Raw genomic sequence first — 20,036 nt, forward strand, 5'->3', positions numbered from 1 at the left:
CGGCGGTACGGCGGTCTGGCAAGCTGCCGCCCATGACTTCGGACCGGGCCCGGTACGACCGGGCGACCGCGCATCTCGACGCGCCCCTGGCCATCGTGGACCTGGACGCCTTCGACGCCAACGCCGATGACCTGGTGCGCAGGGCGGGCGGGAAGCCGGTCCGGGTGGCCAGCAAGTCCGTGCGGTGCCGGGCGCTCCTCGAACGGGTGCTGGCCCGGCCCGGGTTCGCGGGGGTCATGTCGTACACCCTCGCGGAGTCGCTGTGGCTGGCGCGGTCGGGGTTCGAGGACGTGCTGCTCGCGTATCCGTCCGCGGACCGGGCCGGGTTCGGGGAGCTGGCGGGGGACGCGAAGCTCGCCTCGGCCGTCACCGTGGTGGTCGACGACCCCGCGCAGCTGGACCTCATCGACCGTGCGCGCGCCGGAGGGGCCGAGGAGATACGGGTCTGCCTGGAGCTGGACACCTCGCTGCGGCTGCTCGGCGGGCGGGTACGGGTGGGGGCGCGGCGCTCGCCGCTGCGTGAGCCGGCCCAACTGGCGGAGCTGGCGCGCGCGGTGGCCTCCCGGCCGGGGTTCCGGGTGGTGGGGCTGATGGCGTACGAGGGGCACGTGGCCGGGGTCGGGGACGCGGTGGCGGGGCGGCCGGTGCGGTCGCGGATGATCCGGCTGATGCAGGGCGCGGCCCGCAGGGAGCTGGCCGCGCGGCGGGCCGAGGTGGTGCGGGCCGTGCGGTCGGTGGTGCCTGGGCTGGAGTTCGTCAACGGCGGTGGTACGGGGAGTGTGGCCGAGACGGCCGCCGAGGCCGCGGTGACGGAGATCGCGGCCGGTTCGGGGCTGTACGTGCCGCGGCTGTTCGACAACTACACCTCCTTCCGGGGGCGTCCGGCCGCGCTGTTCGCGCAGCCGGTGGTGCGCCGGCCGGGGGTGGGCGTGGTGACGGTGCTGGGCGGCGGGTATCCGGCGTCGGGGGCGGCGGGGCCGGACCGGCTTCCGGTGCCGTACCTGCCCGCGGGGCTGCGTTACGACCCGCAGGAGGGGGCGGGCGAGGTGCAGACCCCGCTGCTGGGCAGCCCGGCCGACGATCTGCTGATCGGCGACCGGGTCTGGTTCCGGCACGCGAAGGCCGGGGAGCTGTGCGAGCGGTTCGACACCCTCCATCTGGTGGCGGGTGACCGGGTCCGCGCGTCCGTCCCGACCTATCGCGGCGAGGGCCTGACGTTCCTTTAGGGGGTCCGCCGGCGGGTCCGCCTAGAGCGGGGTGACGTAGGCGCCGGAGATGCCGCCGTCGACCAGGAAGTCGGTGGCGTTGATGAAGGAGGAGTCGTCGCTGGCGAGGAAGGCCACGGCGGCGGCGATCTCGGTCGGCTCGGCGAAGCGGCCGAGCGGGATGTGCACCAGGCGGCGGGCGGCCCGCTCGGGGTCCTTGGCGAACAGCTCCTGGAGCAGCGGGGTGTTGACGGGACCGGGGCACAGGGCGTTGACGCGGATGCCCTCGCGGGCGAACTGGACGCCGAGTTCGCGGGACATGGCGAGGACGCCGCCCTTGGAGGCGGTGTAGGAGATCTGCGAGGTGGCGGCGCCCATGATCGCGACGAAGGAGGCGGTGTTGATGATGGAGCCGCGGCCCTGGCGCCGCATGTAGGGGAGGGCGGCCTTGCAGCAGAGGTAGACGGAGGTGAGGTTGACGTCCTGGACGCGGCGCCAGGCGTCGAGTTCGGTGGTGAGGATGGAGTCGTCGTCGGGGGGCGAGATGCCCGCGTTGTTGAAGGCGATGTCGACGGATCCGTAGGTGTCGAAGGCCGTCTGGAACAGGGCGTCGACCTGCTCCTTGTCGGTGACGTCGACCTGGACGAAGGTACCGCCCACCTCTTCGGCGGCGGCCTTGCCGGCGGCGGGGTCGATGTCGGCGCAGACGACGTTGGCGCCCTCGGAGGCCAGGCGGCGGGCGGTGGCGAGGCCGATGCCGCTGCCGGCTCCGGTGATGACGGCGGTACGGCCGACGAGGCGGCGGCAGACGATCTCGGTGTCAGTGGTCATGATGGGCTCAGTCCTCCGTGCTGATGAAGACGTTCTTGGTCTCGGTGAATGCGGTGAGGGCGTCGGGTCCGAGCTCGCGGCCGAGTCCGGACTGCTTGTATCCGCCGAAGGGGGTCCAGTAGCGGACGCTGCTGTGGGAGTTGACGGAGAGGTTGCCGGCCTGGACGGCGCGGGACACGCGCAGGGCGCGGCCGATGTCGCGGGTCCACAGGGAGCCGGAGAGGCCGTACTCGGTCGCGTTGGCCAGGCGTACGGCGTCCTCCTCGTCCTCGAAGGGGATCACGACGGCGACGGGTCCGAAGACCTCCTCGGTGGCCACCGGCGCGGCGGGGTCGACGTCGGTGACGAGCGTCGGCGGGTACCAGAAGCCGGGGCCCTCGGGGGCGGCGGCGCGGATGGTCTTCAGGTCGTCGGTGACGTAGCCGCGTACGCGCTCCCGCTGGGCGGCGGAGATGAGCGGGCCCACCTGTGTCCTCTCGTCGAGCGGGTCGCCGACGACCACCGAGGTGAGGGCGGGGGCGACCAGGTCGAGGAAGCGGTCGTACACGGAGCGCTGGACGAGGATGCGGGTGCGGGCGCAGCAGTCCTGGCCGGTGTTGTCGAGGTAGGCCATGGGGGCGGCGGCGGCCGCGGTGTCGAGGTCGGCGTCGGCGAAGACGATGTTGGGGCTCTTTCCGCCGAGTTCGAGGGTGACCCGCTTCACCCGGCCGGCGCACTTGGCCATGATCTGCTTGCCGACGCGGGTCGAGCCGGTGAAGACGATCTTCGCGACTCCGGGGTGTTCGACGAGGGCGTCGCCGGTGACGCCGCCGTGGCCGGGGAGCACCTGGAAGAGGTGTTCGGGGATCCCGGCTTCGAGGGCGAGTTCGGCGAGGCGCAGGGCGGTGAGCGGGGTGGTCTCGGCGGGCTTGAGGAGGACGGCGTTCCCGGCGGCGAGGGCGGGGGCCAGGGCCCAGGCGGCGATCGGCATCGGGAAGTTCCAGGGGGCGATCACCCCGATGACGCCGAGGGGTTCGAGGAAGGTGACGTCGATGCCCCCGGCGACGGGGATCTGGCGTCCGGAGAGGCGTTCCACTCCCCCGGCGGCGAAGTCCAGCAGGTCGCGGACGTTGCCGGCCTCCCAGCGGGCGTTGCCGAGGGTGTGGCCGGCTTCGCGGACCTCCAGGCGGGCCAGCTCCTCCAGGTGTCCGTCGACGACGGCGGCGAAGCGGCGCAGGATCCGGGCCCGGTCGGCGGGGGCGGCGGCGGCCCAGCCGCGCTGGGCGGCGGTGGCGCGTGCGACGGCGGCGTCGACGTCGTCCCGTGTGGCGGCCGGGACGGTGGCGACGAGTTCCTCGGTGGCCGGGTTGAGCACCCTCAGGTGGGAGGGGTCCAGCGCTTCGGACACGGGGTGCCTTTCTGAGGTGGGGGCGGGGGCCGGTTACAGGCGTTCGAAGGAGCGGCGGCGTTCCCAGTCGGTCACCGCGGAGTCGTAGGCGTCGAGTTCGACGCGGGCCATGTTGCGGTAGTGGGCGACGACCTCGGGGCCGAAGGCGGCCTTGGCGATCTCGCTGTTCTCCCACAGTTCGGCGGCCTCGCGCAGGGTGGCGGGGACGTGGGCGAAGTCGGCGGTGTAGGCGTTGCCGGTGCACGCCTCGGGCAGTTCGAGGCGGTTCTCGACGCCGTAGAGGCCGGCCGCGACCAGGCCGGCGACGGCGAGGTAGGGGTTGACGTCGCCGCCGGGGAGGCGGTTCTCGAAGCGCATGGAGCGCCCGTGCCCGACCACGCGCAGGGCACAGGTCCGGTTGTCCACGCCCCAGGCGACGGCGGTCGGGGCGAAGGATCCCGGGCGGAAACGCTTGTACGAGTTGATGTTCGGGGCGTAGAGAAGGGAGAAGTCGCGCAGCGCGGCCAGCTGGCCGGCCAGGAAGTGCCGCATCAGGGGGGACATACCGCCCGGGCCGTCGCCGGCCATGGCGTTGCGTCCGTCGGAGTCGTTGAGCGAGAGGTGGATGTGGCAGGAGTTGCCCTCGCGCTCGTCGAACTTGGCCATGAAGGTGAGCGAGACGCCTTCCTGGGAGGCGATCTCCTTGGCTCCGGTCTTGTAGACGGAGTGCTGGTCGCAGGTGGTGAGCGCCTCGTCGTAGCGGAAGGCGATCTCGTGCTGGCCGAGGTTGCACTCGCCCTTGGCGGACTCCACGACCAGGCCGGCGGTCTGCATCTCGGTGCGGATGCGGCGCAGCAGGGGTTCGATGCGGCCGGTGCCGAGGACGGAGTAGTCGATGTTGTACTGGTTGGCGGGGGTCAGGCCGCGGTAGTCGGCGTTCCACGCCTGTTCGTAGGTGTCCTGGAAGACCAGGAACTCCAGCTCGGTGCCGACCATGGCGGTGTAGCCGAGTCCGGCGAGGCGGTCGAGCTGGTGGCGCAGGATCTGGCGGGGCGCGGCGACGACGGGGGTGCCGTCGTGCCAGGCGAGGTCGGCGAGGACGAAGGCGCTGCCGGGGTTCCAGGGGATGCGGCGCAGGGTGGCGAGGTCGGGGTGCATGGCGAAGTCGCCGTAGCCGCGGTCCCAGGAGGACATCTCGTATCCGTCGACGGTGTTCATGTCGGTGTCGACGGCGAGGAGGTAGTTGCAGCCCTCGGTGCCGTGGTCGAGGACCTCGTCCAGGAAGAACGGGGCGGCGAACCGCTTGCCCTGGAGGCGTCCCTGCATGTCGGGGAAGGCCAGGACGACGGTGTCGATCTCACCGCTGGCGACGAGGGCGCGAAGCTCCTCGGGCGCGAGCGGCGGCTTGCGGTCTACCACGGGGATCTCTCCTTCGGTGAGCCGAGGGGGCCTAAGGTATTGAACAGAACCATTGCTTGGGAAGGGGAGGAGTCAAGATGACCGACACGGCGGACGACGGGGGCGCGGTCGCACGGCTGAATCCCGTGCTGCGGCAGGTGCGGGCGGGCAACGGTTTCGAGGAGGCGCTCGAACAGATCCTCCAGGTGGTCCGGCTGGGTCTGGTGCCGGGCGGCGAACGGCTCCCGCCCGAGCGGGAGCTGGCCGAGCGGATGGGAATCAGCCGGGTCACCCTGCGCGAGGTGCTGAAGGTGCTCCAGGACCAGGGCCTGGTCGAGGCGCGGCGCGGCCGGTACGGGGGGACGTTCGTGCGGGCCCGCCCCGGCACCCCGGCCGGCGCGGCCGAGGAGGAGCTGCGGCGGCGGGTGGCGGGGGTGGACATCGAGGACGTGCTGCGCTTCCGCGAGGTGCTGGAGGTGGGGGCGGCCGGGCTGTGCGCGGCGCAGGGGCTCTCCGAGGAGGGGGCCGAGCGGCTGCTGGGCGCGCTGGCCGCCACCCACGACGCCCCGCTGTCCGAGTACCGCCGCCAGGACACCCTGTTCCACCTGGCGCTGTGCGAACTGGCCGGCTCCGCGAGCCTGACGGCCCAGTACGCGGCCGTCCGGGCCCGGGTGAACGACCTGCTGGACTGCATCCCGCTGCTGGTGCGCAACCTGGAGCACTCCCAGCAGCAGCACAGCGCCCTGGTGGAGGCGGTGCTGGAGCGGGACGCGGAGGCGGCGCGGGCGGTGATGCGCGAGCACTGCTGCGGTACGGCGGCCCTGCTGCGCGGATTCCTGACCTGAGGGGCACGGGGGGCGGGAGAGGTTTTCGTAACCCCTGTTTAACGCAGGGGTCTTGCGCGCCCCCCGCTCTTGACGCAAAGGTACGCCTCACAACCATTGCACGCCTCACCCCCGTTGCCCCGAGGCCCCAGGCAGGAGCGCACATGGCCGAAGACACCGCATCCGCGCCGCCCGAACACCCGCCGGCCGCCGTATCCGGCGCCGACGCCGAGTACCTCGAACGCCGGACCCTGCGCCGCGGCAGCGCCGGCTGGCTGCTGCTGACCGGGCTCGGCGTGGCCTACGTGGTCTCCGGGGACTTCTCCGGCTGGAACGTGGGCCTGTCCAAGGGCGGCTTCGGCGGCCTGGCCCTGGCCACCGTGCTCATGGGCACGATGTACGCCTGCCTGGTCTTCTCCCTCGCCGAGCTGTCCACCGTCCTGCCCACGGCGGGCGGCGGCTACGGCTTCGCCCGCCGTGCGCTGGGCCCCTGGGGCGGCTTCCTCACCGGTACCGCGATCCTCATCGAGTACGTCCTGGCCCCGGCGGCGATCGTCATCTTCATCGGCGACTACGTCGAATCACTGGGCCTGTTCGGCCTGACCTCCAGCTGGCCGGTCTACCTCGGGTGCTTCGTCGTCTTCATCGGCGTCCACCTGTGGGGCGTGGGCGAGGCCCTGCGCTTCAGCCTGGTCGTCACCGCCGTCGCCGTCGCCGCCCTGCTCGTCTTCGCCGTCGGGGCGCTCACCGATTTCGACCCGGGCTCCCTCGACGACATCGCCGTCGACCCCGGCGCGTTCGGCTCCGGATCGTGGCTGCCCTTCGGCGTCCTCGGCATCTGGGCCGCGTTCCCCTTCGGCATGTGGTTCTTCCTCGGCGTCGAGGGCGTGCCGCTGGCCGCCGAGGAGGCCAAGGACCCGGTCCGTTCCATGCCGAAGGCCCTGGCCATCTCCCTGGGCATCCTGACCCTCCTGGCCCTGGTCACCTTCCTCGCCGCCACCGGCGCCCACGGCGCCGACGCCGTGAAGAGCGCCGGGAACCCGCTGGTCGTGGCCCTGGAGGGGGACGGCGGCCCCACCGCCCTGAGCCGTTTCGTCAACTACGCGGGCCTCGCCGGCCTGGTCGCCTCCTTCTTCTCCCTCATCTACGCCGGCTCGCGCCAGCTGTTCGCCCTCTCCAGGGCCGGGTACCTGCCGCGCTTCCTGTCGCTCACCTCCCGGCGCAAGGCCCCGTACCTCGGACTGGTGATCCCCGGTGCGATCGGTTTCGCCCTCGCGGCGGCCACCGGCAACGGGGCGCGGATGCTGAACGTCGCCGTGTTCGGGGCGACCATCTCCTACGCCCTGATGGCCCTCTCGCACATCGTGCTGCGCCGCCGCGAGCCCGGCCTGGAGCGCCCGTACCGCACGCCCGGAGGGGTCCTGACCTCGTCCGTCGCCTTCGTGCTCGCCCTTTCGGCGCTGGTCGCCACCTTCCTGGTGGACATCGACGCGGCCCTGATCGCCCTGGCCGTGTACGCCGTCGCCCTCCTGTACTTCGCCTGCTACAGCCGCCACCGCCTGGTGGCCTCGGCGCCCGAGGAGGAGTTCGCGGCGCTGGCGCGAGCCGAGGCGGAGTTGACCCGCGACTGAAATCCTGCTCCCGCACCCCGTTCCGCTGTCCGGCACCCCTGGAGGTAACACCGTGCCCAGGCCCCTCATCGGCATTACCACCTATGTGGAGCAATCCACCCGCTACGGGGTGTGGGACCTTCCCACCTCCCTCGTCCCGACCGGCTACTACGAGCTGGTCCAGGCGGCGGGCGGCTCGGCCGTCCTGCTGCCGCCGGACGAACCGGAGCGGGCGGCGGAGGTGCTGGCACGGGTGGACGGGCTCGTCGTCGCCGGCGGCCCGGACCTCGACCCGGTCCGGTACGGGGCCCCGCGCGACCCCCGTACGGGCGCCCCCGCGACGGTCCGGGACGAGTGGGAACTGGCCCTGCTGCGGGCCGCCCTGGAGGACGGCCTGCCGCTGCTGGGCATCTGCCGGGGGATGCAGGCGCTGAACGTGGCGCTGGGCGGCACGCTGGTCCAGCACATCGACGGCCACTTCGACACCCCCGGCGTCAGCTCCTGGCACCCCGTCACCCCGGTGGCGGGCACCCGGTACGCGGAGCTGGTGCCGGAGGTCGCGGAGGTCCCGACGTACCACCACCAGGCGGTGGAGCGGCTGGGCCGGGGGCTGGTGGTCTCGGCGTACGCGGAGGACGGCACGGTGGAGGCGGTCGAACTCCCCGAGCGGGACCGGTGGGTGCTGGGCGTGCAGTGGCACCCCGAACGGGACAAGGACACCCGGGTGATGGCCGCCCTCATCGAGGCGGCCGTCGCCCGTACGGCGGTACCGGTGGCCTGACGGCGCGGGCGGGCCGCGCGGGGTTCCCCTCCGGGCGGTCCGCGGCACGAATGGCCCCGCGGGTGGTCGGGGCGCACCCTGGAAGGGTGCGGACGGAAGCCAGCGCAGAGCGCACCGGCAGGGTGTCCAGGTTCCTGGAGAGCCCGGTCGTCGGGATGGCCCCGTGGATCATCTTCTCCCTGCTGGTGGGCCCGGGACGGTTCGAGATCGCGGTCGGGATCGCCCTGGGCGCCTCCCTCGTCCTGATCGGCCTCGGCCGGTGGGTGCACCGCGGGACCTCCTGGAAGCTGCTGGAGCTGGCGGACGTGGTCTTCTTCGCCGCGATGGCCGTCGTCGGAGTCCTGGCGGACGCGGGCACGCTGCGCTGGCTGGAGACCTACGCGGGCGAGGTGTCGAACCTCGCCCTCACTGTCATCGCCTTCGGCTCGATGGCGCTACGCATGCCGTTCACCCTCCAGTACGCCCGCGAACAGACCGACCCCGCGCTGTGGCACACGCGCGCCTTCCTGCGCACCAACTACGCGATCACCGGGGCGTGGGGGCTGGCCTTCCTGGTGGCGGCCCTGGCGGGCGGCTTCGGGGACCTGTTGCTGCACGACCCGGACAACCTCTGGACCGGCTGGATCATCCAGATCCTGGCGATCGTCGCCGCCCTGCGGTTCACCGCCTGGTACCCGGAGGTCGTCCGCGCCCGCGCCCGGGGCGAGGCCGGACCGGGGTGGGCCTCCCTGCTGCTGCCGCTGGCGGGGCTGCTGGTGCCGCTCGGCATCGCGGTGCTGGTCTTCGACGGCGGGGTGTGGTGGCTGGGCGTGGCCCTGATCGCGGCGGGCGCCGTCCTGACGAAGGCGCTCCGCGGCTAGGTCCGTCTCTTCCGCCCTACCGGCGCCGGGTCAGGGACAGCAGGTCGCGCGCCGGTCCCGCCGGGCGGGATCCGGTGGGCCAGACGGCCCGCAGGTCGCGGGCCAGGGCGGCCCCGGACACCGGCACGGGGACCAGACGGCGGGCGGCGAGTTCCTCCACCAGCGCGAGCTCCGACAGCACGCACGGCCCCGCCCCGCCCAGCGCCGCCGCCTTGACGGCGGTCGTGGACGCCAGCTCCAGCAGCGGCTGGGCCAGCCCCCCGACCGGGGCCAGCGCCGCGTCCAGGACCTGCCGCGTCCCCGACCCCCGCTCCCGCAGGATCAGCGGGGTCGCCGCCAGCTCGGCCGGCTCCACCCCGCGCGAGCGCCGCGCCCAGGGGTGCGCCGGGGCCACCGCCACCACCAGGCGGTCCTGGGCGATGACGGCCGAGTCCAGGCCGTCCGGGACGCTCAGCCCCTCCACGAACCCCAGGTCGGCCTCGTGCGCGAGGACCCGCTGGGCCACGTCCGCCGAGTTCCCGGCGTGCAGCGAGACCGCCGTGCCCGGCCGCTCCCCGCGCAGCGCGATCAGCCACCCGGGCAGCAGGTACTCGGCGATGGTCATACTGGCCGCCACCCGCAGGCGCGAGTCCCGCCGCCCGCGCAGCGCCTGCGCGCCCGCGTCGAACGCCTCGGCCGCCTCCACCACCCGCCGGGCCCAGTCCGTGACCAGCGCGCCCTCGGCCGTCAGCGTCGAGCCGCGCGGCGAACGGTCCACGAGGGCGACCCCCAGCCGGGTCTCCATCGCGCGGATCCGGCTGCTGGCCGCCGGCTGGGTGATGCCCAGGCGGCGTGCCGCCCCGCTCAGACTGCCGAGCCGCGCCACCGCGAGCAGCAGCTCCAGCGCGCCCAGGTCCGGCACTCGATGTGCGAGCGGAACCGTCTCCTCGTTACCCATAACCCCAGTTTATGACCTGATAGACATATGACCTCTGCCGTACGGCCCTGCCCGACGGGACGCTGGACGCATGGTCACCACCGCCCCCCTCCCCTTCCGGACCGCCGCCCCCGCCGCTCCCCGGGCCCACAAGGCCCCGCGGCTGCGCGATCTCGGCCCGAACTGGTACGCCTCGGTCATGGGCACGGCGATCATCGCCAACGCCGGAGCGGCCCTTCCCTACCAGCTGCCGGGCCAGCGCGCCCTCTGCACACTCCTGTGGGCACTGGCCGCCGTGGCCCTGGCCGTCCTGCTCACCGCCCGCGCCGGGCACTGGCTCCACCACCGTGACCAGGCCCGCGCCCACCTCCTCGACCCCGCCGTGGCCCCCTTCTACGGCTGCCTGTCGATGGCCCTGCTGGCCGTCGGCGCCGGGACGCTCCTCGTCGGCAAGGACCTGATCGGCACCGGCGCCGCCGTCGCCGCCGACACCGTGCTGTTCACCGCCGGCACCGCCGTGGGGCTGGTCATGGCCGTCGTGGTGCCCTACCTGATGGTGGTCCGCCACAAGGCCGAGGTCGCGCAGGCCAGCCCCGTCTGGCTGCTGCCCGTGGTGGCACCCATGGTCTCCGCCGCCGTCGGCCCCCTGCTCGTCCCCCACCTGCCCGTCGGACAGCCCCGCGAGGCCCTGCTGCTGGCCTGCTACGCGATGTTCGGCTGCAGCCTGCTCGCCGTCCTGCTGCTGCTCCCCCTGGTCCTGGGCCGGCTGATCACCCAGGGCCCCCTGCCCCTGGCGCTGACCCCGGCCCTGTTCCTGGTCCTCGGCCCCCTCGGCCAGTCGACCACCGCCGTCAACCAGCTCGCCGACGTCGCCCCCGGCGCCATCGACGCCCCCTACGCCCGGGCGCTGGGCGCCTTCGCGGTGGTCTACGGGGTCCCGGTCATGGGCTTCGCCCTGCTGTGGCTGGCCCTGGCGGCCGCGATGCTGGTCCGGGCCGCCCGGCGGGGCATGGGCTTCGCGATGACCTGGTGGGCGCTGACCTTCCCCGTCGGCACCTGTGTGACCGGCGCGGCCGGGCTGGCCCGGCACACCGGGCTGGACGCCTTCGCCTGGCTGGCCGCGGCCCTGTTCGCGGGCCTGGTCACCGCCTGGGTGCTCGCCGCCGGGCACACCCTGCGCGGTCTGTTCACCGGCCGCCTGCTGCCCGCGACCCGGCAGCCGCTCGCCGCTAGTCGCTAGCCGCGCAACGCCGTCCGCAGGGCCGCCGCCAGCACCCTGGGCGCTTCCACCAGCGAAGGCCCGTACCAGGTGAGGTGGCGGCCGCTGACCAGCGCGGCGGGCAGCCCGGGGAAGGCTTCCGGGCCGTCGTCCGCGGTGAAGCGGTACGGCTCGTCGGGGAGCACCACCAGATCGCAGCCGCTGCCCGCGAGCTCCGGGGCCGGCACCCTCGGATACCGCTCGGGGTGGCCGGCGTAGGCGTTGCGCACCCCGAGCCGGGCGAGGAGATCGCCCGCGAAGGTGTCCCGGCCCAGCACCATCCACGGCCGCCGCCACACCGGTACGCAGGCGGTGAAGGAGCCGAGGGGCTCCACGGCCTCCCACGCCTCCTCCGCCCGGTCCAGCCACCCGGGCCGCTCCAGCGCCAGCGCCCCCACCAGCAGCCGGTCCAGCTCCCGGAACGCCTGCGGCAGGTCGCGGATCTCGGTGACCAGCACCTCCAGCCCGGCCGCGCGCAGCGCCTCCAGGTCGGCGGGCCGGTTCTCCTCCTCGTTGGCGATCACCAGGTCCGGGCGCAGCTCCGCCACGGCCCGCACGTCGGGGTTCTTGGTCCCCCCGATCCGACGCACCCGCCCCAGGTCCGCCGGGTGGGAGCACCAGTCGGTCGCCCCGGCCAGCAGGCCCGGGGCGCTCCGCGCGACCGCCTCGGTCAGGGAGGGCACCAGCGAGACGACGCGCACCGGCTCAGCGCCCTGGCGAGGGGGGCTCGGAGGTGGCGTGGATGTGCTCGCCGACGGCCACGACCAGCAGCCGGGTGTCGTCGCTGACCGCCCTCCAGCGGTGGCGCACCCCGCCGGAGAGGAACAGCGCGTCCCCGCTCTCCAGCCGGTAGGCGCGGCCCTCGGCCTCCACCTGGCAGGCGCCGGAGACCACGTACATCAGCTCGTCGTTGCGGTGCTGGTACTCGCGGCCGGCGTCCTGGTCGCCGTTGAACTCCAGCGCGTGCAGCTGGTGGTGGCCGCGCACCAGGGGGCGTACGCCGTGGACGGGCGCGAGCCCGGACTCGTCGCCGGCCCGTACCAGGTCCACCGTGCGGGCGGTGTCGGAGGCGGCGAGCAGGTCGACCGCCGTGGTCTCCAGGGCGTCCGCGACCCGCTCCAGCGAGCGCATGCTGGGGCGGGCGCGTTCGTTCTCTATCTGGCTGAGGAAGGGCACGGAGAGCCCGCTGCGCGCGGACACCGCGGCCAGCGTGAGGTGGAGCGCACGCCGCCGTTTGCGTACGGCGACACCCACCCGCAGCGGCTGGTCCTTGGCGTCCTTCTCCTTGTCGTGCCTGTCCGGGTCGTCGGCGCCGGGCGCGCCCGCCCGGGCGCCGCCGAATTCCGGGCCGTCCGTGGCGTCCGTGGCGTCCGCGATGCTTCCGTCTTCCTTGCCGTTCATGTCGGGGCTGCCCTCCCCTACCCGTGGTCGCACATCGGTGTGCTGTAAGCACCTTACGCAGCAACCGCCCCCGGAATCCCGCGCAAGGGGGCTCCGGGCCGTTCCCCGGCCGGTTTCCGTACCCGTCCCGTCACCGAGCGTGACCCTGGCCGGCCCGCCAGAGCACACGGTCGCCGTCGAGGATCACCGCGTCACCGCCCGGGCGGACCAGCAGCCGGGCCCCGGGGTGGCCGGCGGTGCCGCTGCTCCAGACGGCCTCACCGTCCGCGGTGCGCACGGTGAGCTCCCCGTCGCGGGAGAAGACGGCGTCGGCTCCCTTGCCGGCGGTCGCGGCGCTCCACTGGCGGGCGCCGGAGGGGTCGAGGAGGACGAGGTCCCCGTCGGCGGTGAGGGACAGCCGGGCGGCGCCGGCGTCGAGGACGTCGCCGGGGCGCAGGACGGTGCCGGGGTGGACCTCCACGCGGACGTCGAGCCGGCCTTCGGCGAGCTCGCGCAGCATGGACACGGAGGGGGTGAAGGCGTAGAGGGCGCCCTCGGTGCGGACGAACCGGCCGAAGCGCAGGGTGGTGGCACGGCTGCCGCCCTCGGACTCGCGCTCGAAGGCGACCGGGGAACCCGGGCCGAGGACGGGGTCGGCGCCGGTGCGCGGGGTGCGTCCGGCCGGGAAGTCGGCCTCGTTGATCCACTTCTTGGCCACGAACTCGAACTGCTGGACGAGGTCGGCCTGGTAGCCGATGAAGACCAGCCCGCGCGAGGCCCCGTTCGTCCCGCGGCCCGGCTCCTGCTTCGGGTCGTACGCCGGTCCGTACGGGATGCCGCGGCGAATGATGCGGCGGTTGTCGAGTGCGGCGGGGTCCAGCGGGGGCCGGCCCGGGACGGCGACGAGGCCGTCGCGCGGGTTGCCCTTGCGGATGTGGGCGAACAGCGGGGTGCGCCAGCCCTGCGGGTCGTCGTGGTACGAGAGGAGGGCGTCCGGGTCGGCGCCGACGGGGCAGGGCTGTTCGGCGAGCGGGCAGCCCGCGACGGGGGCGCCGCCGGGCCAGCGGCCCACCAGCCGGGCGGCGAGCCAGGTGTCGGTGGCGTCGTCGGGGGCGACGCCGGCCCGCTTGAGGTCGGCCAGCCGCTCCCGGGCCTGCGCCCACCAGCCGGGCACGTCCTGGGCGAGCCGGCGGACCACCTGGAAGGAGCCCCCGGTGGCCCAGGCGGGCAGCCCGGCGGGCCGTCGGCCGGCCCGTTCGTGTCCGACGACGAACTCCCCGGCCGGGACCAGCCGCGCGCCGGGCTTGCCCAGGACGGTGCTGCCGGTCGCCGGGTCGGGGGCGTGGAAGCCGAGGACGCCGGGCTGGCTGATGCCGTCGGTGAACCCGAAGTGCTCGTGGCCGCGCAGCGCCCCGGGCAGGGTGCCGCCGTCCTGCCGGAAGACCAGCACGCCCTGCGCGGGCCCCAGGGAACGCTGGTGGCGGTCGACGGCCTCGGAGAGCTTGCGCGGGTCGTCCGCGGCGAGGTTGAGGATCGCGTGCACGGCGCGGTGCGGCCCCTCGCCGCCGAACACCCAGGAGTCGGGGGCGCTGTCGCCGGTGTCCCCGAGGGCTTCGGCCCGCTGGGCGGGGCCCTGGGCGAAGGCTTCGGCGGTGCTGCCGGGCGGCAGCGCGGGGAAGGGGTCGCGGCCGGCGAGGAAGCGCAGCCCGGCGTGGGTGAGGGAGAGCCCGGTCCACTGGGCCGACAGGGAGGCGGGGTCGGTGCCGCCCGCCTTGACGCGGGCGGCGCTGAAGGCGGCGTTGAACTGCGCCATCTCCGCGGTGGTGGAGATCTCCGGCAGCAGCCGGCGCAGCCAGCGGCGGGCCAGGACCGGCTCGCGGAAGCGCAGCATCAGCAGGCAGGCGTGGTCCTTGCGGGAGCCCGCCAGGATGTCGCCCTGGATGTCGCGGTCCAAGCGCAGCGGGAGCACCGCGGGGTCCGCGGCGGCGGGCGACGGCGCTTCGTCGGCCGGCGGGGCGGCGGGCGGCGGGGACGGCTGCGGGGCCCGGGCCGGGGCGGCCGCGGCGGCGGTGCGCGGGCACACGGCGAGCGCGGCGGCGGCCACCGCCCCGGCCCGGATGACGGTCCTGCGGGCGGGGACGGCGGGGGGCGGGACGGCGGCATCCATCGGGGCTCCTGGGTGTGGCTCGCACGGGAACCGGGCGGGGCCGAGCGCCCGTCCGGTGATCAAACCCTCCGCGAGGGAGCACGGGCGCGCGCGCCGGAGGCACTGTTCGAGTGAGGGGGACCCCCCGTCCGAGGTCACGGGCGGCAGCCCGGCGGGTTACGGCATCATCGCCTCCATGACGACACGACGGCTGATGCTGCTGGACACCGCATCCCTCTACTTCCGCGCCTACTTCGGCGTCCCGGAATCGGTGAAGGCGCCGGACGGCACCCCGGTCAACGCCGTGCGCGGGCTCCTGGACTTCATCGGCCGGCTGGTGCAGGACCACCGCCCCGACGACCTGGTGGCCTGCATGGACGCCGACTGGCGGCCGCACTGGCGGGTGGAGCTGATCCCCTCGTACAAGGCGCACCGGGTGGCGCGGCTCTCCGAGTCGGGCCCGGACGTGGAGGAGACCCCGGACACCCTCGCCCCGCAGGTCCCGATCATCGAGGCGGCGCTGGACGCGTTCGGCATCGCCCGGGTGGGTGTCGCCGGGTACGAGGCGGACGACGTGATCGGCACCCTCACGGCCCGGGCCACCGGCCCGGTGGACATCGTCACCGGCGACCGGGACCTCTACCAGCTGGTGGACGACGCCCGCGAGCGCCGCGTCCTGTACCCGCTCAAGGGCGTGGGCACCCTCCAGATCACCGACGAGGCATGGCTGCGCGAGAAGTACGGGGTGGACGGCCCCGGCTACGCGGACCTGGCGCTGCTGCGCGGGGACCCGAGCGACGGCCTGCCGGGCGTCCCGGGCGTCGGGGAGAAGACCGCCGCGAAGCTGCTGGAGGCGTACGGGTCCCTGGCCGGAATCATCGCGGCCGTCGACGACCCGAAGTCGAAGCTGACCCCCACGCAGCGCAAGCGGCTGGACGAGGCCCGCTCCTACCTTGCGGTGGCACCGAAGGTCGTCCAGGTGGCCTCGGACGTCCCGCTGCCCGCGTTCGACCCGGCCCTCCCCCGGACCCCCGCTCGACCCGAGATGGTCGAGGCCCTCGCCCATCGGTGGGGTCTGGGAGGAGCAGTGACACGCCTGAGCAGCGCGCTGCGCCCTTGAGGTGCTAACTTAGGTAATCCTAAGCTTCGTGAGCGTCAGGGGAGACACCGTGGCAGAAGGACGCGCCCGCACCGTCGGCACCGCAGTCGTCGTACGCACCGAACGGCTGACACCGCACATGGTGCGCCTCGTGCTGGGCGGCGACGGGCTGGCCGGATTCGGCGCGGGCGCGTACACCGACCACTACGTCAAGCTGCTCTTCGCGCCGGAGGGCGTGAGCTACGCCGAGCCGTGGGACCTGGAGGCGATCCGGGCGACGCACCACCGCGAGTCGTGGCCGCGCCAGCGCGCGTACACCGTCCGCGCCTGGGACCCGGCGCGGCGGGAGCTGACCCTGGACTTCGTCGTCCACGGCGACGAGGGCCTCGCGGGCCCCTGGGCCGCCCGCGTCCAGCCCGGCGAGCGGGTCCACTTCCTCGGGCCGGGCGGCTGCTACGCCCCCGACCCCACCGCCGGCTGGCACCTGCTCGCGGGCGACGAGAGCGCGCTGCCGGCGATCGCCGCCTCGATGGAGCGGATGCCGCCGGGCGCCCAGGTGTACGCCTTCGTGGAGGTCGACGGTCCGGCGGACGAGCAGGACATCGCCACCCCGGACGGCATCACCCCGCTCTGGCTCCACCGGGGGGACCGCCCGGTGGGCGAGGCCCTGCTGGAAGCGGTCACCGGCCTGCACTTCCCGTCGGCGGACGTCCACGCCTTCGTCCACGGCGAGGCGGGCTTCGTCAAGGAGCTCCGCCGCCATCTCCGCCTGGACCGGGGCGTCGCACGCGAACGCCTGTCCATCTCCGGCTACTGGCGCCTCGGCGAGACGGACGAGGGCTGGCGGGCGATCAAGCGGGACTGGAACGCCACGGTGGAAGCCGAACAGGACACCCGCACCCCGGCCGCCGCCTAGCCGGGGCTCCGCCCCGGACCCCGTTCGCTGGCGCGGCCCCAAACACGGCGCTACCGCGCCCGCGGCGGAGCCCCTGGGGGCACCTCCCGGCGGTAGCTGGGGGAGGAACGGTGGAAGGGCGGGTAGGGGACCTCGCCCCGCGCAGCGGCAGCCGGCCCGCGCGCCGAAACCACCCGAACGGCACACAATGGCGACATGCGTACGCACCGCGCCGCCGCGTTCGCCGGGGCGGCCCTCCTCCTGACGGCCGCCACGGCCGGCACCGCGGCGCGCTCCGCCGCGGCGGAGCCCACCCCGGCTCCACCGCCAGAGCCCCGCATCAGCGACTCCGCCGTCGCCACGGCGCTGACCCGCCTCGACGCCACCGTCGCAGACGTCATGCGCCGTACCGGCATCCCCGGTGTAGCGGTGGCCGTCGTCCACCACGACAAGGTGCTCTACCTCAAGGGCTTCGGCGTCCGCCGCACCGGCGAGCCCGCCCGCGTCGACCCCGACACCGTCTTCCAGCTGGCCTCCGTCTCGAAGCCGCTCTCCTCCACCGTCGTGGCCGGTGCCCTCCCCGACCCCGCCGCCTGGGACAAGCCCCTCGGCTCCGCCCTGCCCGGCTTCGCGCTCAAGGACCCCTGGGTGACCTCCCACGTCACCCCCGCCGACCTGTTCTCCCACCGCACCGGCCTGCCCGACCACGCCGGCGACCTCCTGGAGGACCTCGGCTATGACCAGGCGTACATCCTCGGCCACCTCCGCGAGGAGCCCCTCACCCCCTTCCGCGCGAGCTACGCCTACACCAACTTCGGCCTCACCGCCGCCGCCGAGGCCGTCGCCCGCGACCACGGCACCACCTGGCAGAAGCTCAGCGCGGACACCCTCTTCAAGCCCGCCGGCATGACGCGCACCAGCACCGAGTTCTCCGCCTTCGCGACCGCCTCCGACCGCGCCTACGGCCATGTGAAGACCGGCACCGCGAAGAACGGCGCCGCCACCTGGAGCCCCCGCTTCGTCCGCGACGCCGACGCCCAGGCCCCGGCCGGCGGGGCCAGTTCCACCGCCCGGGACATGGCCCGCTGGCTGCGCCTCCAGCTCGGCGACGGCGTCCTCGACGGGAAGCGGATCATCCCCGCCGACGGCCTGAACCGCACCCGCCTGCCCGAGATCGTCTCGCAGGCCCAGACCTTCCGCGGGGTCCCGCAGTTCTACGGGCTCGGCTGGAACGTCAGCTACGACGAGGCCGGCCGGCTGCGCCTGGGCCACTCCGGCGGCTTCGAACTCGGCGCCAACACCAACGTCACCCTGCTCCCGCTCGAACAGCTCGGCATCGTCGTCCTGACCAACGCGGCCCCGGTCGGCCAGGCCGACGCGATCGCCCTGGACTTCTTCGACACCGCCGAGCACGGCAAGCCGACCGCCGACTGGCTGGCCCTGACCGGCGCGCTGTACGCGCAGGAGCTGAACGAGGGCCACCGCTCCGCCACCGACTACGCCCACCCCCCGGCCGGCGCCCGCCCCGCCCGCGCGGCGACCACCTACACCGGCACCTACGGCAACGCCTTCTACGGCCCCCTCACCGTCACCGCCGACGCCAAGGGCGCTCTCACCCTCTCCCTCGGCCCCAAGCCCCTGCGCTTCCCCCTCACCCACTACGACGGCGACACCTTCAGCTTCGTGACCACCGGCGAGAACGCCGTCGGCCGCACGGGGGTGATCTTCTCCGACGGCAAGGTCCGCATCGAGTACCTGGACGCCGAGCACCTGGGCACCTTCACCCGGCAGTAGCCGCCTACCCTGGTCCCGGTGAGCCGCAGATCCCACATCCCGCCCGCGCCCCTCCCCCAGCAGGAGGGCATCGACCCGGTCCGGATGCGCCTTCCCCCCGACCCCGAGGGCCGCTGGCCACGGCTGGGCGACTACCTGACCGAGCGCTACGCCGGCACGCGCGGCGCCGAGTCCATGGCCCGGCTCCTCGCCGGCGGCCGGGTCCTGGGCGAGGGGGGCAGGGTGCTGCGGCCGCAGGACCCCTACGAGCCCGGCGGCTGGCTCTGGTTCCACCGGGACATGCCGGCCGAGCCGCCCGTGCCCTTCCGGATCCGCGTCGTCCACCGCGACCGGCACCTCCTGGTGGTGGACAAACCGCACTTCCTGGCGACCACCCCGCGCGGCAGCCACGTCACGCAGACCGCCCTGGCCCGGCTGCGCCGGGAACTGGACCTGCCCGCGCTCAGCCCGGCGCACCGCCTGGACCGGATGACGGCCGGGCTGGTCATGTTCAGCATCCGCCCCGAGGACCGCGGCGCCTACCAGCTGCTGTTCCAGCAGCGGCGGGTCCACAAGGAGTACGAGGCCCTCGCGCCCCACGACCCGTCCGTGGAACTGCCCCGCACGGTGCGCAGCCATATCGAGAAGGTCCGCGGGGTGATGGCGGCGGTGGAGGTCCCGGACGCCGAGCCCAACGCCGAGAGCCTGGTCGAACTCCTGGAGGTCAGGGGCACGGTGGGCCGCTACCGGCTGACCCCGCGCACCGGCCGCACCCACCAGCTGCGCGTGCACATGAACAGCCTGGGCCTGCCCCTCCTCGGCGACCCGGTCTACCCGGTGGTCGCCGCACCGGCCGACCCGGCGGACTACCGCCGCCCCCTCCAGCTGCTGGCCAGGACCCTGTCCTTCACCGATCCGGTCACGGGCCTCGCCCACCATCTGGAATCGGGCCTGGCCCTCCAGGCATGGGACGACCCCGAGGGCTGGGAAGCCGGGCCCGGGCCGCGGGAGACGCCCTAGCGCGCCGGGGCCACGCCCGCGATCCGCAGCGCCGCGTCCGCGGCGGCCTCCGCGAAGGCGGCCACCGGGCGGCCCGGATCGGAGCGGCGGACCAGCATCACGCCCTCGACCAGGCCGAACACCAGGTCGTTCCGCAGGCCCAGCGCGGCCGCGTCCCCGGCCAGTTCGGCCCCCAGGGGGGTGGCGTCGAGCAACGCCCGGTAGTTGTCACGCAGTTCGTCGCGCATCCGGCGGAACGGCTCCAGCCGTGGCCGGTCCAGCTCGGGCAGCAGGTAGAGGGCGCCCAGGTCGTACGGACCCCCGCACAGCAGCAGCACGTCCGAGCGGCACAGCTCCCACAGCCGGCGCGCGGCGGGCCGGCCGGTGTCGGCCAGCAGACGGCGGGAGAGCGCCAGCGAGGGGGCGACGGTGGACTCCAGGAGCTCGGCGAGGAGTTCCTCCTTGCCGCCGAAGTAGTGGTACATCGTGGCCTGGCGCATCCCGGCCCGTTCGGCCACCGCCCGGGTGGTGGTGGCCGCGTACCCCCGGGCGGTGAACAACTCGGCCGCCGCGCGGAGGAGTTCCTCGCGCGGCGGCCGGCTGCTCGGTGCCCTGCGCTGATCGGCCCGCGGCCGCCCGACCCGTCTCGGCCCTCCGTCCGTTCCCCCACTCATACGCCGATCGTCGCACAGGAC

The 20,036-nt window shown here is 74.4% G+C and carries 18 protein-coding genes; 10 read left to right on the top strand and 8 right to left on the bottom strand.

The genetic code is table 11. The annotated features are described in order from the left end of the window. The first annotated feature begins 32 nt into the window (after nt 1-32). Nucleotides 33-1,226, top strand: coding sequence for an amino acid deaminase/aldolase (locus ABZ716_RS17435; protein ID WP_358959806.1), 1,194 nt, complete (start codon nt 33-35; stop codon nt 1,224-1,226). A gap of 21 nt (nt 1,227-1,247) precedes the next feature. Here the strand turns inward: ABZ716_RS17435 and ABZ716_RS17440 are convergent, their stop codons facing one another. Genes ABZ716_RS17440 through ABZ716_RS17450 form a run of 3 tightly spaced genes read right to left on the bottom strand, consistent with a single transcriptional unit; the run spans nt 1,248 to nt 4,821 of the window. Further along, nucleotides 1,248-2,036, bottom strand: coding sequence for a 3-oxoacyl-ACP reductase (locus ABZ716_RS17440; RefSeq protein WP_358812418.1), 789 nt, complete (start codon nt 2,034-2,036; stop codon nt 1,248-1,250). Nucleotides 2,037-2,043: 7 nt separating this feature from the next. Then, the gene (locus ABZ716_RS17445) at nt 2,044-3,423 is read right to left on the bottom strand and encodes an aldehyde dehydrogenase family protein (protein ID WP_358959808.1); all 1,380 of its coding nucleotides are present in this window, start codon (nt 3,421-3,423) and stop codon (nt 2,044-2,046) included. A gap of 33 nt (nt 3,424-3,456) precedes the next feature. After that, entirely contained in the window at nt 3,457-4,821 is a 1,365-nt protein-coding gene (locus ABZ716_RS17450) for a glutamine synthetase family protein (RefSeq protein WP_358959810.1), read from the bottom strand. A gap of 77 nt (nt 4,822-4,898) precedes the next feature. Between ABZ716_RS17450 and ABZ716_RS17455 the strand changes: the two genes are divergently transcribed. The 4 genes from ABZ716_RS17455 to ABZ716_RS17470 all read left to right on the top strand — a co-directional run bounded on the left by ABZ716_RS17455 (nt 4,899) and on the right by ABZ716_RS17470 (nt 8,875). Beyond that, the gene (locus ABZ716_RS17455) at nt 4,899-5,645 is read left to right on the top strand and encodes an FCD domain-containing protein (protein ID WP_358959812.1); all 747 of its coding nucleotides are present in this window, start codon (nt 4,899-4,901) and stop codon (nt 5,643-5,645) included. A gap of 143 nt (nt 5,646-5,788) precedes the next feature. Continuing rightward, on the top strand, nt 5,789-7,255 hold the full coding sequence (gene eat, locus ABZ716_RS17460; RefSeq protein WP_358959814.1) for an ethanolamine permease: 1,467 nt from the start codon (nt 5,789-5,791) through the stop codon (nt 7,253-7,255). A 52-nt stretch (nt 7,256-7,307) separates the two neighbouring features. Continuing rightward, nucleotides 7,308-8,015, top strand: coding sequence for a gamma-glutamyl-gamma-aminobutyrate hydrolase family protein (locus tag ABZ716_RS17465; protein ID WP_358812422.1), 708 nt, complete (start codon nt 7,308-7,310; stop codon nt 8,013-8,015). An 86-nt stretch (nt 8,016-8,101) separates the two neighbouring features. After that, nucleotides 8,102-8,875 (top strand): hypothetical protein, encoded by a 774-nt coding sequence (locus ABZ716_RS17470; protein ID WP_358959817.1) that lies wholly within the window; start codon nt 8,102-8,104, stop codon nt 8,873-8,875. Nucleotides 8,876-8,891: 16 nt separating this feature from the next. Here the strand turns inward: ABZ716_RS17470 and ABZ716_RS17475 are convergent, their stop codons facing one another. Further along, nucleotides 8,892-9,812 carry a LysR family transcriptional regulator gene (locus ABZ716_RS17475; RefSeq protein WP_358959820.1) on the bottom strand — a complete coding sequence of 307 codons (921 nt, stop codon included), beginning with the start codon at nt 9,810-9,812 and terminating at the stop codon, nt 8,892-8,894. A 70-nt stretch (nt 9,813-9,882) separates the two neighbouring features. Here ABZ716_RS17475 and ABZ716_RS17480 point away from each other — a divergent pair, with 70 nt between their 5' ends. Continuing rightward, complete coding sequence (locus tag ABZ716_RS17480; RefSeq protein WP_358959823.1) at nt 9,883-11,031, top strand: TDT family transporter; 1,149 nt, start codon at nt 9,883-9,885, stop codon at nt 11,029-11,031. Here ABZ716_RS17480 and ABZ716_RS17485 read toward each other — a convergent pair. From ABZ716_RS17485 to ABZ716_RS17495, 3 genes are all read right to left on the bottom strand, one after another. Continuing rightward, complete coding sequence (locus tag ABZ716_RS17485) at nt 11,028-11,750, bottom strand: helical backbone metal receptor (RefSeq protein WP_358959825.1); 723 nt, start codon at nt 11,748-11,750, stop codon at nt 11,028-11,030. The genes ABZ716_RS17480 and ABZ716_RS17485 overlap by 4 nt on opposite strands. 4 nt (nt 11,751-11,754) lie before the next feature. Further along, complete coding sequence (locus ABZ716_RS17490) at nt 11,755-12,450, bottom strand: XRE family transcriptional regulator (RefSeq protein WP_358959828.1); 696 nt, start codon at nt 12,448-12,450, stop codon at nt 11,755-11,757. 130 nt (nt 12,451-12,580) lie between these two features. Then, nucleotides 12,581-14,596: a Dyp-type peroxidase gene (locus tag ABZ716_RS17495; RefSeq protein WP_358959830.1), complete on the bottom strand. Its 2,016-nt coding sequence runs from the start codon at nt 14,594-14,596 to the stop codon at nt 12,581-12,583. Nucleotides 14,597-14,789: 193 nt separating this feature from the next. Between ABZ716_RS17495 and ABZ716_RS17500 the strand changes: the two genes are divergently transcribed. The 4 genes from ABZ716_RS17500 (at nt 14,790) to ABZ716_RS17515 (ending at nt 19,362) form a co-directional block, all read left to right on the top strand. Continuing rightward, the gene (locus tag ABZ716_RS17500) at nt 14,790-15,695 is read left to right on the top strand and encodes a 5'-3' exonuclease (RefSeq protein WP_358959854.1); all 906 of its coding nucleotides are present in this window, start codon (nt 14,790-14,792) and stop codon (nt 15,693-15,695) included. Nucleotides 15,696-15,744: 49 nt separating this feature from the next. Next, on the top strand, nt 15,745-16,590 hold the full coding sequence (locus tag ABZ716_RS17505; protein WP_358959832.1) for a siderophore-interacting protein: 846 nt from the start codon (nt 15,745-15,747) through the stop codon (nt 16,588-16,590). Nucleotides 16,591-16,785: 195 nt separating this feature from the next. Further along, nucleotides 16,786-18,363, top strand: a complete 1,578-nt coding sequence (locus ABZ716_RS17510; protein ID WP_358959834.1) for a serine hydrolase — start codon at nt 16,786-16,788, stop codon at nt 18,361-18,363. An 18-nt stretch (nt 18,364-18,381) separates the two neighbouring features. Next, nucleotides 18,382-19,362, top strand: coding sequence for a pseudouridine synthase (locus tag ABZ716_RS17515; RefSeq protein WP_358959837.1), 981 nt, complete (start codon nt 18,382-18,384; stop codon nt 19,360-19,362). Here the strand turns inward: ABZ716_RS17515 and ABZ716_RS17520 are convergent. Further along, entirely contained in the window at nt 19,359-20,015 is a 657-nt protein-coding gene (locus ABZ716_RS17520) for a helix-turn-helix domain-containing protein (protein ID WP_358812432.1), read from the bottom strand. The genes ABZ716_RS17515 and ABZ716_RS17520 overlap by 4 nt on opposite strands. Nucleotides 20,016-20,036 lie beyond the last annotated feature (21 nt).

Origin of the sequence: Streptomyces sp. NPDC006687, assembly GCF_040636215.1 — a bacterium.
Lineage (GTDB): Bacteria > Actinomycetota > Actinomycetes > Streptomycetales > Streptomycetaceae > Streptomyces.

Excerpts from the sequence above, each read along its gene's own strand:
- ABZ716_RS17500 (WP_358959854.1), top strand. The coding sequence starts at position 14,790 with ATGCTGCTGGACACCGCATCCCTCTACTTCCGCGCCTACTTCGGCGTC.
- ABZ716_RS17480 (WP_358959823.1), top strand. The coding sequence starts at position 9,883 with ATGGTCACCACCGCCCCCCTCCCCTTCCGGACCGCCGCCCCCGCCGCT.
- eat (WP_358959814.1), top strand. The coding sequence starts at position 5,789 with ATGGCCGAAGACACCGCATCCGCGCCGCCCGAACACCCGCCGGCCGCC.
- ABZ716_RS17520 (WP_358812432.1), bottom strand. The coding sequence starts at position 20,015 with ATGAGTGGGGGAACGGACGGAGGGCCGAGACGGGTCGGGCGGCCGCGG.
- ABZ716_RS17490 (WP_358959828.1), bottom strand. The coding sequence starts at position 12,450 with ATGAACGGCAAGGAAGACGGAAGCATCGCGGACGCCACGGACGCCACG.
- ABZ716_RS17435 (WP_358959806.1), top strand. The coding sequence starts at position 33 with ATGACTTCGGACCGGGCCCGGTACGACCGGGCGACCGCGCATCTCGAC.
- ABZ716_RS17495 (WP_358959830.1), bottom strand. The coding sequence starts at position 14,596 with ATGGATGCCGCCGTCCCGCCCCCCGCCGTCCCCGCCCGCAGGACCGTC.
- ABZ716_RS17455 (WP_358959812.1), top strand. The coding sequence starts at position 4,899 with ATGACCGACACGGCGGACGACGGGGGCGCGGTCGCACGGCTGAATCCC.
- ABZ716_RS17510 (WP_358959834.1), top strand. The coding sequence starts at position 16,786 with ATGCGTACGCACCGCGCCGCCGCGTTCGCCGGGGCGGCCCTCCTCCTG.
- ABZ716_RS17475 (WP_358959820.1), bottom strand. The coding sequence starts at position 9,812 with ATGGGTAACGAGGAGACGGTTCCGCTCGCACATCGAGTGCCGGACCTG.
- ABZ716_RS17440 (WP_358812418.1), bottom strand. The coding sequence starts at position 2,036 with ATGACCACTGACACCGAGATCGTCTGCCGCCGCCTCGTCGGCCGTACC.